At 60.4% G+C, this 16,211-nt stretch carries 13 protein-coding genes, 1 pseudogene and 1 CRISPR repeat array; of the genes and pseudogenes, 3 read left to right on the forward strand and 11 right to left on the reverse strand.

What is annotated here, in order from left to right; translation table 11 throughout:
* The 3 genes from murQ to VNM72_03700 are packed head-to-tail and all read left to right on the forward strand — an operon-like array spanning position 1 to position 2,711.
* The gene (gene murQ, locus VNM72_03690) at positions 1-906 is read left to right on the forward strand and encodes an N-acetylmuramic acid 6-phosphate etherase (protein ID HXF04500.1); all 906 of its coding nucleotides are present in this window, start codon (positions 1-3) and stop codon (positions 904-906) included.
* Positions 903-1,499: a hypothetical protein gene (locus VNM72_03695; GenBank protein HXF04501.1), complete on the forward strand. Its 597-nt coding sequence runs from the start codon at positions 903-905 to the stop codon at positions 1,497-1,499. The genes murQ and VNM72_03695 overlap by 4 nt, the downstream gene beginning before the upstream one ends.
* 12 nt (positions 1,500-1,511) lie before the next feature.
* Positions 1,512-2,711 (forward strand): MFS transporter, encoded by a 1,200-nt coding sequence (locus VNM72_03700; GenBank protein HXF04502.1) that lies wholly within the window; start codon positions 1,512-1,514, stop codon positions 2,709-2,711.
* A 111-nt stretch (positions 2,712-2,822) separates the two neighbouring features.
* Here VNM72_03700 and VNM72_03705 read toward each other — a convergent pair whose 3' ends face one another.
* From VNM72_03705 to VNM72_03755, 11 genes and pseudogenes are all read right to left on the reverse strand, one after another.
* Positions 2,823-3,554 (reverse strand): HAD-IA family hydrolase, encoded by a 732-nt coding sequence (locus tag VNM72_03705; GenBank protein HXF04503.1) that lies wholly within the window; start codon positions 3,552-3,554, stop codon positions 2,823-2,825.
* Entirely contained in the window at positions 3,551-4,330 is a 780-nt protein-coding gene (locus VNM72_03710; protein ID HXF04504.1) for a biotin--[acetyl-CoA-carboxylase] ligase, read from the reverse strand. Before VNM72_03710 ends, VNM72_03705 begins: the two co-directional genes overlap by 4 nt.
* Positions 4,331-4,428: 98 nt before the next feature.
* On the reverse strand, positions 4,429-4,740 hold the full coding sequence (locus tag VNM72_03715) for a PqqD family protein (protein ID HXF04505.1): 312 nt from the start codon (positions 4,738-4,740) through the stop codon (positions 4,429-4,431).
* Positions 4,737-5,606: a hypothetical protein gene (locus VNM72_03720; GenBank protein HXF04506.1), complete on the reverse strand. Its 870-nt coding sequence runs from the start codon at positions 5,604-5,606 to the stop codon at positions 4,737-4,739. The genes VNM72_03715 and VNM72_03720 overlap by 4 nt, the downstream gene beginning before the upstream one ends.
* A 47-nt stretch (positions 5,607-5,653) precedes the next feature.
* Positions 5,654-6,574: a tyrosine recombinase XerC gene (gene xerC / locus VNM72_03725; protein ID HXF04507.1), complete on the reverse strand. Its 921-nt coding sequence runs from the start codon at positions 6,572-6,574 to the stop codon at positions 5,654-5,656.
* A 9-nt stretch (positions 6,575-6,583) separates the two neighbouring features.
* Entirely contained in the window at positions 6,584-7,726 is a 1,143-nt protein-coding gene (locus VNM72_03730; protein HXF04508.1) for a VWA domain-containing protein, read from the reverse strand.
* Between the two features lie 36 nt (positions 7,727-7,762).
* A pseudogene (gene trmFO, locus VNM72_03735) lies at positions 7,763-9,076 on the reverse strand (methylenetetrahydrofolate--tRNA-(uracil(54)-C(5))-methyltransferase (FADH(2)-oxidizing) TrmFO).
* A gap of 257 nt (positions 9,077-9,333) precedes the next feature.
* Positions 9,334-9,615: a hypothetical protein gene (locus VNM72_03740; GenBank protein HXF04509.1), complete on the reverse strand. Its 282-nt coding sequence runs from the start codon at positions 9,613-9,615 to the stop codon at positions 9,334-9,336.
* 66 nt (positions 9,616-9,681) lie between these two features.
* Positions 9,682-10,473 (reverse strand): thioredoxin domain-containing protein, encoded by a 792-nt coding sequence (locus tag VNM72_03745; protein HXF04510.1) that lies wholly within the window; start codon positions 10,471-10,473, stop codon positions 9,682-9,684.
* Positions 10,474-10,517: 44 nt separating this feature from the next.
* A complete protein-coding gene (locus VNM72_03750) occupies positions 10,518-11,885 on the reverse strand; it encodes a M20/M25/M40 family metallo-hydrolase (protein ID HXF04511.1) in 1,368 nt (455 codons plus the stop codon).
* Positions 11,886-12,885: 1,000 nt separating this feature from the next.
* Positions 12,886-15,159 carry a DUF5916 domain-containing protein gene (locus VNM72_03755; protein HXF04512.1) on the reverse strand — a complete coding sequence of 758 codons (2,274 nt, stop codon included), beginning with the start codon at positions 15,157-15,159 and terminating at the stop codon, positions 12,886-12,888.
* Positions 15,160-15,689: 530 nt separating this feature from the next.
* Positions 15,690-16,200: direct repeats of the CRISPR family, unit length 37 nt; unit sequence GTCGCAATCCTCTTTGAGGCGAGTCCCAAATTCCAAC.
* The last annotated feature ends 11 nt before the right edge of the window (positions 16,201-16,211 follow it).

Genomic DNA, 16,211 nt, shown 5'->3' on the forward strand with positions numbered 1-16,211 from the left:
ATGGATGAACTGATCACGGAACAGGTGAATCCCCGGACGACAGCCATTGATACGCTGCCGACGGTGGAGATTCTTCGTCTCATCAACGAAGAGGATAAACAGGTCGCCGAGGCGGTCGCCCGAGAGATCGAGCGCATCGCTGCTGCGACCGATGCTATTGTGGATTGCTTACGTCAGGGAGGCCGCCTTTTTTACGTGGGAACGGGCACGAGCGGGCGTCTCGGCGTGCTCGATGCAGCCGAATGTCCGCCGACCTTTGGCGTGCCGCCGGATCTCGTTCAAGCGATCATCGCCGGGGGATACGAAGCCTGTTACCGCGCCGTCGAAGCCGCCGAGGACGATGCCGGCGAAGGAGCACGGGCCATTGCGGAGCGCGGCGTCACTTCCCACGATGCTGTCGTGGGATTATCGGCGAGCGGACGCACCCCCTTCACCATCGGAGCCTTGCGGGCGGCGCGATCGCTTGGTGCCATCACCATTGCTATCGCCTGCAATCCTAATCCGGAGATCGCTCGCGTGGCCGATCTCACCATCACGCCGATCGTGGGACCTGAAGTCATCGCCGGTTCCACACGAATGAAAGCGGGAACCGCTCAAAAGCTCGTCCTCAATATGATCAGCACGACAGTCATGATTCGACTGGGCTACACCTATGGCAATCTCATGTCGAATCTCCAGTTGAAAAACGAGAAACTGCGCCGTCGCGCCCTGACTATCCTCGTCGGCCAGACCGGTCTCAGGGAAGACGACGCCTGGCAACTGCTCGGGGAGACCGGCTGGGACTTGAAGACGGCTCTGGTCATGGCAACCGCTCAGGTCTCACAGGCGGATGCCCGGCAGGCGCTGGAAAAGGCGGAGTATTCGGTCAAACGCGCCCTCGACCTTCTCAAAAAGGCGGGCTCATGAAACGTCCCGATGCGCGTCCGTCAGTAGCACTGCTTGTTGCTCTCACCCTTTCGCCGGCGGCATTGATTATGGGATGTCGTGAATCGGCGACGCCTCCCCGTGAGACAGGACCCACGACCACAACCGCTCAGGGTGAGCAGTCATCGCCCTCTTCCGAAGCGACGACACCATCAGACGAGACGTTCTCTTCAGTTTCCCCAATCGAGTCGTTCTCCCCTGAGGGCAAAAGCATCGAACCCGACGAGGTCAAGGCCCTTCTTGGCGATTTTCCCGCCTATCCCGGTGCTCGCCTGATGACTCGTCAGAGAACGCCGACCGAGATCACGCTGACGCTCACCTCACCCGATGTCCTGACAAGTGTTCTCGATTTCTATCGGAATCGCCTGCGGGAGGCTGGCTGGCCGGTCGAGATGACCGATGATCCGGGACGTGGTGTGGTGCTCCGGGGAACGAAAGGAAGCCGAACTTACAGAGTCTTTCTCACCGAAGGCGAGTCGCGCACGTTCATTCAGGTGACGGTTTCTGGGAATGCGGGGTCCACGCCCACGATGCCGGGAGACAATGAGAACGGGAAGCGGGATCTGCCCCGATGAGCTGGAGAGACGATGGCTCCACGGGCTCAAAGAAGGTGGTTGACCCGGAGCGTCCTGGCCATCGGCGTGGCCAGTCTCTGTTCTGATCTCAGCCACGAGATGGCGACCACGATTTTGCCCGTCTTCCTTTCCACCGAGATTGGTGCGACAGCGCTGGCGCTCGGTGCCATTGAAGGAATTGCCGATGGGCTGGCAAGTTACTTCAAGCTCGTCGGCGGGTGGTGGACGGACCGGGTGGGGCGTCGTAAACCGGTAGCCGTCTCCGGCTATCTCGTGACGACCGTGGCCACGGCGAGTTTCGCCCTGGCAACCACCTGGGTGATGGTTCTGGCGAGTCGAGGTCTGGCCTGGATGGCGCGCGGCTGGCGGACGCCGGCCCGCAATGCTCTGCTCGCCGACAGTACCGAGCGGGAGTTTTACGGAAAGGTTTTCGGCTTCGAGCGAGCCGCCGATACGATCGGTGCTGTTGTCGCGCCCATGCTGGCCCTGGCGCTGCTTGAAGCGGGTGTGGGCTTCCGACGGATCTTTCTTCTCACACTCATTCCGGGATTGGCGGCTGCCGCTGCCATCGCCTTCTTCGTCTCGGAAATCCCCCGACCGGCCGATCGCCATCGCCGACTGATCGGGGACGTAAAGACGTTGCCTCGGAGTTTTTTACTCTTCCTCGTCATCGCGGGAATTTTCGGTCTCGGTCAGTTTGCTCCTACGCTTCTGGTTCTGCGAGCCACTCAACTGACGGGAGAGGCCGACACGGCCATCGCCCTTTACGTCGTCTTCAACATTGTGCAGGCGGCGAGCGCCTACGTCATCGGCTCGCTCACGCATCGCGCTGGCAGCGCGTCGCTGCTCGGCATGAGTTACTTTCTCTTCGCCGCGAGCGCCGCCGGGTTCGCCGTCGCGGAAGCTGATCTCCTGTCTCTCACCGCCCTCTTTGCACTGACGGGGCTGGCCGTCGGGGGCATCGAAGCGATGGAACCAACCGTAGCAGCGGAACTCATTCCCGCCTCTGTGCGAGGAACGGGATTCGGAGCGCTGGCGGCAGCCAACGGACTGGGCGACTTGCTGTCGAGTCTCGTCGTGGGAGCAATGTGGACGGCACTTGGTCCGGCTTATGGCTTTGGCTTCGCCGCCTGCTGTAACCTGATCAGCGTGATCCTTCTCTTTGCCTGGTCACGCCGATTCGCTCAGAGGGCAAAGCCGCGGGGAAACTGATCGCACGCCCTCTCAGCGCGATCCCAATTCCCCCCGGAGGACGAATTCAGAGGGTCTTTTCTAACCCTGATGATATCAGCCCGAACCGGCAACTTTCTTCTTCCCTCTTGATCATGGCGCGCCGCTCTGGCTCCCGATGATAAGCTGAGCGGCCTCTTTCAAACTCCTTACGACCGGACAGGGAGTCCGCTCAAGCTCGCTGTAATAACCGTCGTAGTCAACGAGGATCGTGCGCAACCCGGCCTGTTGCGCGCCTTCATGATCGAGTTCAAGATTATCGCCGACGAACCAGGAGGATTCCCGGTGGGCTTTTGTAACGGTGAGAGCGTGCTCGAAGATTCTCACATCGGGCTTCTCGTAGCCCACGCGATAGGAGGAAACCACGACCTCGAAATACCGGCTGATTTGCAGACGGTCGAGAAACTCTTCCAGCGTGTCATCCCAGTTGGAAATGACCCCGAGCCGCCAGCCATGCTCGCTCAGAAGATCGAGCGCCTCGACCGTATCGGGGAAGAGCCCAACCCAGTGACCGGAGCGATAATCCCGCCAGAGTTGGGCGAGCACTTGCTGACGCGACCCGGTGAACCCCACCTCGTCGAGAACTCCCTCAACGAATTCCGTCCACCATCGGCGATGGGCTTGAAGATCGAGCGAGGTCGGGCCCGGAGTCGTCATCCGGCCCATAGCCCGTTCGAGGATGGGGCGCATCTCCTCGGGTGCGATGTGAAATCCCGCTTCCTCACAGACTTCAGCCAGGATCTCTTCCAGGCGGGCAATGCGAAGGAGCGTCCCTCCGGCGTCGAGGAAGACAAACTGTCTGATATTCGAGTGCTCCCTCGTCACCGCTGAATCTCGCCGTGAGGAGTGTTCACAGGTCTGAGGTGTTTGACATCGCCGGTAATGATCTGTTCGATCTCGCCCGAGGGCGTGCGCACCAGGAGCGCTCCGGCGGGGCTCAACCCACAGGTCTGGCCGACGATCACGCCGTCCTGCACTTCGACCTGAACCATCCGTCCCGAGACATAGCTGGAGAGATCACTATATCGAGCGAGGATCGGCCTGGGGCCCAGGCTGAGCAGCGTCGTATACCACTGGTCGAGTCGCGCGAAGAGTCGCATGCGAAAAAGATCCGCCTCATGAATCTGGCCCGTCTCCAGCCGGAGCGATGTCGCCAGTTGGCCGAGGTCCGGCGGGAAGCTGGTCTGATTCAGGTTGACGCCGATTCCCAGGATGACATAGCGCACGCGATCCCCTTCGGCATCCAGTTCGAGCAAAATGCCGGCAACTTTCCCGTCGTGGATGAGCACGTCGTTGGGCCACTTGATGTCCGCCGGCAGGTGATAGTCCTCCCGGATCGTCTCGGCCACAGCGATGGCGGCCACGAGCCCCAGAAGCGGGGCCTCAGCCGGAGAGATCGGCGGTCGCAGGATGATCGAATGATAGAGCCCGGCGCCGCGAGGAGAATGCCATACCCGACCTTGACGCCCGCGACCGGCGGTTTGCTCCCAGGCCATGACGGTCGTCCCTTCGGGCGCACCGGCATTGGCCAGCTCGCGCGCACGATCATTGGTCGAGGTCAGCACCTCATAGCGATGAACAATTTCGTGCAATCGGCCCATGGCCCCTGATGAAGATGGGATGTCTCGCGTCGGGCGTGCACAGACCGCTCGGCTCCGGTTGTGCTCGTCATCCTCTGACGCGCGCTGAAGGTGACTCCTCAGGATTCACCCGAAGGGAAGCAACGAACGATCACCCCGATTTGTTCGAGCGTCGCCAGGTACTCGATAACGTCTCGCTCGGCGTCCTCGCGCGCCACATCGTACTCTCGCACGACACATTCGATGATGTCCTCGACCGTGCGCCGTCCGTCGAGAGCCTCCCAGATAAATGCGCCCAATTCATTCAGCGAGTAGATGCTGCTCAGATCCGCCGCCGACGCGCGAATGGGAACGAGCAGAGACTCCCCGGCGATGGCACGCCAGACTACATTCGGCGATTTGCCGTAGACGATATGCAGTGCGTCTTTCACTCTCCCCTCAGCCATGGGGTCTCTGCCGGCTCCAGCCGCCGCAGCCGATAGAAGCATCGCACCCGCTCGGCCTCCTTGAGGCGGACGAAATGCTCCACCACAAACCCGCGACCGAGCGCGTCGAGGAACGCCCGTCGGGTTGCTTCGCGCCACGCCCGAGCCGCCTGGGGATCGTGTTGCTTGAGCTGATTGATGTCGGCGGGAATCTCAATCAGGACGGCGGCGCTGTGCTCCACAGCGTCCCGGTCTCCTATCGCAGGAGAATCCGACTCCGCCGAGCTGACCACAAGCGCCGGAACCTGCGCGATCTCCTCGGCCGAGAGTGACGACGCATCGGAGGTCCCCTCGATTCGCGCCACCACTCGCTGACTGGCGATGGGCCAGGTCACCCAGAGGCGATCCGTGCCGATCCCCTGATGAAGAAAACTGGACGTCTCTTCCCCGTAGAAATTGACCTCATACCGATCGGCATAGACGCCGAGCTTGACGATGTTGAAATGGGCATTGAGGGCCTGCAGCGGATCGTACGTCCAGGTGATCCAGCGAATGCCCAGCTTCAACGAATGCTCCCGCTGAGCCAGTTTGAGAAGATAGCCGATGTTGTGACTCCGATAGTCCCGTTTGACCGCCAGCATGTGCGAGTGCATGGTGAGCCGACCATGCTCCAATCCGAGAAAACCGTAGACGAACCCCACGAGCACCGGGCCATCGAACGCGCCGATGAGAACACCGCTGTTCTTCTGCACGGCGATGAGATGAGCCGACGAAACGACATCCAGATCATCGAATCCCCAGACTTCTTTCTGGAGCTGCTCCACCGCTCGCAGTTCATCAAAGGTGCGAATATCTCGAATGACGATGGCCATGTCCTCTCCCCACCGCGCGGACGCCGGGTGCCGAGACTTCCTCCCCGTCACGCTTTCGGATGCGCTTTATCGTAGACCTCGATCAATTTCTCCGTCGAGAGATGGGTGTAAATTTGCGTCGTCGTCAGCCGCGCATGGCCGAGCAATTCCTGAATCGCGCGCAGATCGGCTCCGGCATTGAGCATATGGGTGGCGCAGGAATGGCGAAGGCTGTGGGGACTGATGTCCGGAGTGATGTCGGCGCACATCTTGGCATATTTGTCAATGAGCCGACCGACGCTCCGGGTGGTGATCCGCGTCCCCAGATAATTGAGGAAGAGCGCCAGCGGTTCGCGCTGCTCTTCGGGAGCTTCCATGAGCAACTGTCCCCGTACGCTCAGGTAGGCTTCGAGCGCCTCCAGCGCCTTCCGCCCGAAGGGAATGATCCGTTCCTTCCGCCCCTTGCCCCGCACCCGCAGCGAGCGATTTTTGAAGTCCACATCATCGAGATTGAGATTAACAAGCTCGCTCACCCGCATCCCGGTGGCGTAGAGCAGCTCCAGGATCGCCCGGTCCCGCTTGCCGAGCACCGTATCCGTGTCGGGCATCTCAATGAAGCGAATCGTCTCCTCGACGGTCAGGAATTTGGGTAGCTTTTTCTCCAGTTTCGGGGTCGCCACCAGTCGCGCGGGATTGAGGTCGAGCACCTGCTCCCGACAGAGAAATTTGAAGAAGCTTCGCAGCGTCGCCAGCTTCCGAGCAATCGAACTCTTCTTCTTTTTTTGCGCGTAGAGCGTCGAGAGGAACTCGCGGATGGTGATGTTATCAATCTGGCGCACATCCACCGGGCGGCGCTCCCCCCGATCATTCATCGGTGCGAGATAGTCGTAGAACTGGAGGAGATCAATCCGGTAATTCCGCAGCGTGTGCTCGGAGACATTCCTTTCGTACTTGAGATGCTGAAGGAACATGTCAATGTAGTTTTCCATGATCCCTCCTCATCGTGTGGGCGCATAGTAGCCGGATCGCGCGCGGGCCACCAGCCCGTCGCGTTTCACGCGAACGGTCAATCGGCGAAACGATCCGTCCCGCGCTTCGTTGGATGAGGAAAAACCGAGGACATACTGATGGCGGAGCTGCTCGGTCAAACGGGCGAAGACGGGATCAAGCTCTTCCAGCCGATGAGGGAAATAGACTTCGCCTCCCGTCTCGCGGGCGAGGGTCTCCAGGGCTCGTTCTCCCGCCAGCTCGCGGAGATTGGGCGAAGCACCCGGCATGGCCGTATTAATGGCATAGACGACAGCACCTACTTCCTGGACGCGCTGGAGCGCTTGAGCGAGCGTCGTGCGACTCAATGTATCCCGGCCATCGGAGAGGATCAGGATCACCCGACGCCCCTGGACATCGCGCAAAAGGTCCGCCGCCGTCACCAGGGCATCGTAGAGCGCCGTCGCTCCCTCCGATCTCAACCGCTCGACGAGCGTCACCAGCACATCCACACGGGATGTCAGCCCATGCTGCACGATCACGTCCGTACCGACGGTGATGAGTGCCGCTTGATCGCCTCGCCGAACAACCGACGAGAAAAAGCGACCGACGGCCTGCTTCTCGAACTCGAATCGGCTCTTGATGCTCAAACTCGTATCGAAGACGAGGACGAGTCGCAGCGGCATCACAGTCTCGCTCGCGCACAGCAAGATGGTTTGGGGAACGTCGTCCTCGAGGATCTCAAAATCATCCTTGGTCAAATTGCGCACGACCTCTCCGCCGGGTCCGATGACGGTGGTCGTCACCAGGACAAGGTCCGACCGAAGCACAACGGCTTGCGACTCCTCTCCCTTTTGCCCCAGGGATGGGGACGATCCTTCCCGGATCGCGCCGGTCCGATGCTCCAATTGCCCAACATGATATAAGAACCGCACCCATGAATCCGACATCCGAGCAGGCCCGGGGATGCTGGGCAAAAGAGAAGCCGACGCCCGAACCGGAAGGAGAAGCAAAGAAAGCATCGCCCCGATCACCAGGACGAGATGGCGCGTGAGAATCGGTGCGCCTGCTTTGCCAGGTTCTTCTGGTCCCGATTCAACTCGACTCGGAGAGAGGGATTCGGCGGGAGGGGACGCCGTCTGTCCCTCTTGCATTTCCAACCCCTCGGGGGACCGAAGGCGATGATCCACCAGCCATCGGTCGAAATCGCGGAGCGCGCGCTCGATCTGAAGCTGACGACGGGCAAGCTTGCTTCGGCCTCGACTGGCCTCGGGATCGAGCGGCGGCAGCAGGGCGAAGGCGATGTTGCCCGGCTGAAAATGGCGAGGATCACTCTCGGTGATATAGCGAAGGAGACTCCCACAGGCCGTCGTCGGCGGAGGCGGCACCAGCAGGCGACCGCGCAAAAGATCGGCAATCATGACGGCGGCAATGAGCCCCGTGGCGATGCACTCGACATAACCTTCGACACCCGTCAGTTGACCTGCGACGAAAAGTCGCGGATCGGCGCGAAGCTGAAGCGTCGGCAACAAACACACGGGACTGTTGATGTAGGTATTCCGATGCACCATCCCGTAGCGAATGAATTCCGCCCGCTCCAGTCCGGGAATGAGACGGAAGACGCGCTTTTGCTCGCCCCACTTCAGTTGGGTCTGAAATCCCACGAGGTTGTAGCTGTCGGCCAGCAAACTCTCCTGGCGCAGTTGCACGACGGCGAACGGTTGCCGCCCGGTCCGGGGATCAATGAGTCCCACCGGCTTCATCGGTCCATAGGCCAGCGTCAGTCGTCCTCGCCGGGCCATCTCTTCGATGGGCAAACACCCCTCAAAGTAACAGGCGCGGTCGAAGTCGTGAAGCTCCACCGTAGCGGCACTTATCAGGGCATCATAAAAGCGATTGTACTCTTGCTCGGTCAGCGGACAGTTGAGGAAATCGTCGCCGCCCTTGCCGTAGCGCGCCGCGCGGAAGACGATGTCGTAGTCAATCGTCTCGGCATCCACGATGGGACTGATGGCGTCGTAGAAATAGAGATGCTCCCGGCCCGTCAGCCGCCGCAACTCCTCCGACAACGCTTCGGACGTGAGCGGACCCGTCGCAATGAGCACAATGCCCTCTTCGGGAATCCGGGTGACTTCCTCACGGATGAGACGGATACGCGGATGCGCCGAGAGCGCCGCGGTCACGCGCTCGGCAAACTGACTGCGGTCAACCGTGAGGGCCGTTCCACCGGGCACGCGGCAGGACGCCGCCAGATGAAGTAACAATGAGCCCGCGCGCCGCAGCTCTTCCTTGAGCAAATAGGGAGCTGTTCCCGGTTCATCCGATTTGAGCGAGTTGCTACAAACGAGTTCGGCCAGCCGATCGGTCTTGTGCGCCGGCGTGGACCGCACCGGTCGCATCTCGTACAAAGCCACGGAAAATCCCCGCTCGGCAAGCTGCCAGGCCGCTTCGCTCCCGGCCAGCCCTCCACCGATGATTGTCACCATCGGTCGCTCGGTTTTCATCGGGTGATTAGTTTACTGAAGTTCGATGTCTTCCGCCAGAATCTGCCGGAAAATCCTCACCCCTGCAGGCGCATCGCCCGCGCAACTTTCCTGGCGAGATCAGCTCGAAATCAGTCCTCCGGGGAGCGCGGGCTTTTCAGCCGGTGCGTTGCAGACAAAACCCTCCCCACAGGCCTGCTCCAGGGATCATCGCAAACGGAACAGGCTACCCGGTCCGTGGGGGATGATTTTTCGGAGACAACGGAGGTGACTCTCCTTCACCCGGCGTCGTCATCCCACTCGCTGAGATGATCGCGGTAGTAGAGAGCCCGTTGCCGCGTGCGGCGAAAGCTCAACGCCGCCAGAAGCGCCGTCACAGCAAAAAGCAGATGGACCGGCAGGTTCAGCACGCCCATCGGCCGCCAGACCGACGTGATCACAGCGGCGAAATTCACCACCGCAATGATCGAGGCAATGATGGCCAATCCCCCGTAGAGGCCAGCCCGCCGTGTCAGGCTGAGGTAAAGCTGTTGGTGTCGTGAGTCTCCCCGCTCGTTCATATTCTGGACCCGGTGCACCCCGGCCCCCCGCCCTTTCCGCTCTCCGGGAAATCAACAAAGGCGGCGTTACTTCCGGGACGACAGCAACGAGTCAATCGCCTCTTTGAAACTCTGGAAGGGATATGCGCCGCTGATGATCTTGGCCACTTTCACCCGGTCATTGCCATCAGGATAACCGATGGCGAAATAGGGCGTGCCCCGGATGCCCACTTTCTGACCGTCGGATTGGTCCTGACGGACCTTGCCCGCATATTTTCCGCTCTCCAGGCACTGGCGAAATCGGGCCACATTGAGGCCGATGGTCTGGGCATGACGGTGCAAATCCTCCGGGCGCAGGGCACGTTGATTGGCGAAAAGCTGATCGTGCATCTGCCAGAACTTCCCCTGCTCTCCAGCGCACAAGGAGGCTTCGGCGGCCTTAAAGGCCTGGGGATGGATTGCCTCCAGAGGGTAGTTGCGGAAAGCATAACGGAGCTTCCCCGTCTGCACGTATTCCCTCTCGATCTGAGGCACCGTCTCCCGGACATGGCGAGCGCAAAACGGGCACTGGTAGTCGGAAAACTCTACGAGTACGACCGGAGCTTTCTTATCCCCTTTGGCGTAAAGAGGATCGAAGGCCAGGACCATATTCGGCGGGGCGTCGGCAGCGCGATACCGCGCCGGAAGCGTCCGATTTTGCGCATCTGATTGGGGCGCGGGAGAGGGCGCGGACGCCGGAGTCGGTGGAGCTGCCGACGACGTATCCTTACGGGCCGACCGCCCGAAATACCCGATCAGTCCCACGATGACCACACCGACCACAACGAGAACGAGTGGGCCGACAAACTGCTCTCTCGATGATGGTTTGGCTGTTTTCATAGTGCAGGCTATTCTAGTGACGCGCCCTGCCTCCGTCAAGAAGCTCACGGCTTTCGCTCGGATTCGATGATCTCAATGCGGCTTGGCGGTCGGGGCGGATTGACATAAGCCGAGACCAAACTCTCATTGCCATCCCTGTCAATGGCCTTCACGCCGAAGGTGAAGGCATCAATCGAGACATCTTCCAGCACATATTCGGTGACATTGCCCACGAAGATTTCTCGTTCCCAGTCAGGAGCGGTCGTGGCGCGAATGACAATGGCATAACCGGCGAGATCGGCTTCGGGCGCGTCATTGCGCCAGCGCAGATGCGCGGCATAGCCCGACCGACCCCGACCGATCAGCGGCGCTCCTCGCTCGTTTGTGACGATCGGGGGCTTGGGAGCCAGGGCGAGGCTGGCTGCCACAGCAGCATTCACCTTGGTCACCAGGGCGGTGTAGGCCGGCGAGCAATTCTCAAACGTATCGGTCGCCGTATGCTGATTGGCGTAATTCTCGTTCGGCGTGGTGAACCGCACGGCAGCATATCCCTGGTGATTAAATGGCGTGTGATCGCCTCCGCGGCCAAACCGATCATGACGGAAAATCAAATCTACCCGCATCGAGGGAACATAGGCTTCGCCGATTCGCTTGACATAACGGGCCAGTTGCCGGGAGAGGGAATCCGAAGGCTCTTCGGAAAAAATCCGCACGCTCCGATTATCCCGCGCGCCGCTGCCCGTCACATCGCTGCCGATAATGTCGTTGTTCAGTACAGCTTCAATCTGATGATTCTCGCGGCGGGCCTTCTGCGCATAGAGGGTGCTCCCCACCAGGCCCTGCTCCTCACCGGCGAAGGCGATGAAGACGAGCGTCTTCTCGAATTCGTACTGGCTGAGCACTCTCGCCAGCTCCATCACAGCCGCCGTCCCGCTGCCATCATCGGTCACTCCCGGAGCGAACACCTCCGTTTGCGACCAATCCACCTGTCCGTCACGTCGCACAATGGCCAGCGAATCATAATGCGCGCTGATGATGATCTGCCGCTGCGGTTGCGTCGTGCCCGGCAGCACCGCGACAACGTTTCTCAGTTCGACATCGCGGACGATCCGTTCCCCTTGCTTTTTCACCATATAGGTGTCGTAGCGAACCTGAAGTCGCGGGCTATAGCTTTTGAACTGCTCGAAGATCCAGCTTCGCGCCGCTCCAATTCCTCGCGTCGGATGCGTCGGGTCCGAGAGCGTATTCCGCGTTTCGAAACTCTCCAGTTTTTTGAGAATCGCCGCGATACGCTCCTCCGACACCGAGTCAACGATCTGTTTGATCACCGGATTGATCCTGACGGCCGATGGCGAAGGGGTCGGTTCGGGCGCCGCAGCCCCCCACCCGCCGAGCAAAAAAATCAACAAGAGTCCCGCCATCCTTTTCGTCATTGTGTCACTACCCTCCCCTTTTGGGTTTATCCTGCCGGGCTGAGATTGTAGGACAGAGGGTCGCTGCCCGTCCATCCTCTGCTGAGGCAAGGATCGCTCGGATAGGTCCGTGCCGGCACATGTCTCGCACTGGCACGGCGACGACAGAAGGATGACGACTCCTCCACCCCTCGCCATCACCGGAGCCGTCCGCGTTTATCGCAGCCCCCGGCGTCGCCTTCCCCAGACCAGGAAATCCTCCGACCGATGGGATAGACCACGTGCCAGATACCAACTCAGCCATAGATTTCACAGATTTTCACGGAGGATGAAAATCGCAATCCCACTAGATGCAAGGCACACTTTCCATTCCGCCGAAGGAGCGCAACCTTTCCAGTCTGCGAGAAAAACCGGAACGCAACTGTCGGAATGCGAGAGCATGCGGACCTAGCGCACACGTTCCAGTCCTCGTAAAACCGCAACACATTTGAGGGGATGCGAGGTGGTGGGAGCGTGCGATGCATGCGGGCAGGGCAAACAGGGTAGCATTCTCCGTTGCGCGCCTGAGCGTGAGCCGATGGGATGCCCCCGTCGGGGGCTTGGAGGGATTGGGGCACTGTGGTCCTAGGGCTCGTCTTCGGCTTCGCCCGAGGCTACATTCGGTCGCCTGCTGCCGCAGGCTCCATACGAAATACGTCAACGTGAACGGAGCTCGGCTCCGGCTTCGCCCCAGGCTGGACTCGGTTGCCCGCTACCACCGGCTGGCTTGCTGTCGGGAGTGAAACTCAATCGGGCTCGCTTCGGTCGCCCCAGTCCCGACCCGAACGCCTGCCGACGCAGGCTGGAAAAGACCAATCTCACCGAGGCCCGAGCTTTCGTGTTCGCTCCAGGCCGAACTCGGTCGCCTGCTGGCAGAGCCTCAATACGGACTACATCGGCCAGGCTCAGCTCACGGCTCCACCCTCAACCAGATCCGCTCGCCTTCTACCCGCAGGCCCAACTCAGCCTCCGGCGCCGGACCTCAGAACCGGAAGAGATAGCTGAACTTCACAAATACCTGCCGTCCCGTTGAAAGCGTGGGCGCGCCCAGACGCTGAATCCCCCCTGGGACCGCGGGATCCAGTCCGAGGTTCTCCCAGCGATCCGTGTATCCCACATAAAGCGCCGTCCAGGGATTGACCAGATACGTGAGCAAAACGTCCATGGCGATCCGCTTCTCCCGCTGCGCGCGTACCAGAGACGGATTTGGAAGCACGGCGGCATAATCAAGGATCGTTCGGAGTGAGAGTTCGCGGGTGAATTGATAGTTCAGCTTCGTGCGCAACAGATGGTTGTTGAAAACGCTCACAGATTTCCCACCTGGGGCGAGTTCCTGCGCCTGCGACCACGGCAAGGAGTCGGCGTGCGTTCTCAGGCGGCTGTAGAGATAGACCTGGCTTATCCGAAGTCGCGTGGCGGGCCGAAGGGTCAGCTCCAGCTCGCCATTGGCCGTGGTGGCCGAGAAAGGGTCCACGCCCGGAGCGGGATAGAAATTGATCCCCCTCCCGAACCGATAGCTTGCTCCAAGCGAGAGCCAGCGCAACCACGCCGTCGAGACGCTGACGGATGTTTCGTGCTTCCGAAATCCGAGATCGCGAAACAACTCGAACGATTCCGACCGGCGGAAGCCGATCTCCGTGGGTCCGGCGAACTGCGCCTGAAATTCGCTGCTGATGATCCAATCCTGAAGACGACCGCGCCGATCCCAGTTGACGAGCGTGAAGAGGCTCGGCCCGAAGCTCTGCAATCGCTTCCCTTCGCGGAACCAGCGGTATCGAACGAAATGTTCCGTCTGACGCACGTCCACACGGCGGATGAATCCGAGCTGCGTGTGGAATCGGGGGCTGCGATCCACATACTCTCCGGAATAGTAGAAGTGCCGTCCCGAGTAGGAAAGGTCGAGCGAATACGCAGGGCCGGAGAATCGTTCGCCATCGCGTCGGGTGAGGCTGTGCATGATCTGTCCAGTGAACGTCCAGTTTGGACCCAGCCGCAGCAGCGTATCCAGGGCCAGGACGGCGTTGGATTGCGACATGAAGGACCAGCGTGAGAGGAGGACGCCGACGCTCGATTGCTCGGCGAACTCTCGCTGCACGCGCAGGACGCCGACGGCTGCCCGACGCCCGTAGGCGGGGTCATCGCGAGCAACGCTCCTGCCCGGCGCCCGATCGTCAATGACAAGACCCCCGAGCGCCCAATGTCCCACCTTCCCCGTCACGCGCGCGCCGAATTGAGGGTCAATGATCCGGCGGGAGAAAAACAGGTTCTCCAGCGTCTGAAAGAATCCGGCATTCTCCAGGAAGAATGGACGCTTCTCAGGGAAGAACACCTCGAATCGCTGATTGAGCGTCACCTGCGGATCATCGGACTCGACCTGACTGAAATCGGGATTCACCGTGAGATCAAGCGTGACGGCATCGCGCAAGACGAACTTGGCATCCATTCCCCCGCGCCCTTCGACCTCCGTGCGCCAGGCCGGTCCGTTTGCCCTCGCCAGGTCCAGGAAACGCGCGGCAGCAAACGCCCCATACGGGATGAACTGCCAGTTGCGCCCGGGCGAGATGTCCTCCATCCCTTCGAGCGTCGCCAGTTGCTGGAGGAACCCGGCCACGCGCCGGGTGATGTAGGGCCAGAAGGACTGCTCGTTCAGCCGCGGGATGATGCGCCCGAGCGCGATCCCCCATGTTTGCGTGCGCGTCGCGGGAAACCGCAGACTCCGAAAGGGGATGGCGATCCATACGACGAAGCCCTCCTCGGTCACCCGACCTTCAGAATACCAGAGCGCGTCGAAGCTATAGTCGTCTTCCTGCCCCTCGCCAGTGATCCCATCGGCCTGGATGCCCAGGGGATTGGCCAGGAAGAGATAGGCGCGGCGACGATCCCGAAACGTATCCAGGACCACCCCGACCACATCGTCTTCAAAGATCGCCTCCCGTCGAGAGAGGCGCGCGCGGACTTTCGCCGGATCGTCCTTGCAGAGAAACACAATGTAGAGATTCTGGCGATCATAGGAGAGACAGGCCGTCGTCTCCAGGCTCACGGCGACACCATCTCCCGGTTCCCGCTGGCGAAAGTCGGAGACGCAGAGCGCATCGGCATTGTTCGCCCCTCGCACGTAATCCTCCAGTCGTGGAGGAGTGGAGACGCGCGGGACGCGCAGACGGGGACGCTCCTCCTGAGCGAGCGCCGCGATGCTCCCACCGAGCAAAAGCGCGAGCGGAAGCGCAAGGATTACGCTTCGTCCCTTTCTCCCCATTGCTTTTGCTAATCGCTGGTCAGTTCGCTTGCCGCCGTCCCTATTACGAGACACATCGCCAACTTGTTCCAAAAGAAGAGGGGAAGCCGCCACCAATCCTAAACCCGTAGCAGAACCCAATCCCCTGTCAAGCGAGTCCCAGATCCAGCCACAGATGTCACGGATTTTCTCAGAACCATGAAGGTCGGAATCTCGTTGACATCCCCATCCCGGTTTCCACTCCCCCCTGTGTGTTCTGCAGCCTGCCTCCTTCAGTCGCGATTCACCCTTTCGGCGCTCTTTCACTCCTATCGGCGGAATCTGTGGCCTTTTGTATCACAACCCGATGCGACTTGTCCTCAAAACTTCGACTCCTATGTGTGTGATCTCTGGCCCCACTACACGGTCGCAATCCTCTTTCAGGCCGTTCCCAAATTTTAACTGCATGATAACACCTATCTCCTCAATTTCTCGGTCAGGAAGTCCAAAGCCTCCCTTCAGCCAGTCCGGATCTCACCAAATCCTATGCAATCTGTGGTTCTCAATGCGTGGACGTAATCCTCTTTGAGGCGAGTCCCAAATTCCAACCGAAGAACACCTGCCGGACGGATCAGTCCGAAAAGTGCAGGTGTGTCGCAATCCTCTTTGAGGCGAGTCCCAAATTCCAACGAGCTGAAAATCCGTAGAATTTACCGCTGCCCGTTCGCGCAAAGGTCGCAATCCTCTTTGAGGCGAGTCCCAAATTCCAACCTGCCAAAGGCGGGGTGGCGGTCCGCCTGACGGCGGATGGCCAGTCGCAATCCTCTTTGAGGCGAGTCCCAAATTCCAACAACGAGTCGCCGAGGATCTTGTAGGCATCTTCGGCGTCTGTCGCAATCCTCTTTGAGGCGAGTCCCAAATTCCAACACAAGGGTGCGCATGCGGTCTTCAGCGGGTTGAACTCGGCCTTGTCGCAATCCTCTTTGAGGCGAGTCCCAAATTCCAACTGAGACATATTTCATCGTAGTCCGACGCCGAGGCTCGCTGTCGCAATCCTCTTTGAGGCGAGTCCCAAATTCCAACTTAAGTTGTAG

The organism is Blastocatellia bacterium, from assembly GCA_035573895.1.
In the GTDB taxonomy this organism is placed as follows: domain Bacteria; phylum Acidobacteriota; class Blastocatellia; order HR10; family HR10; genus DATLZR01.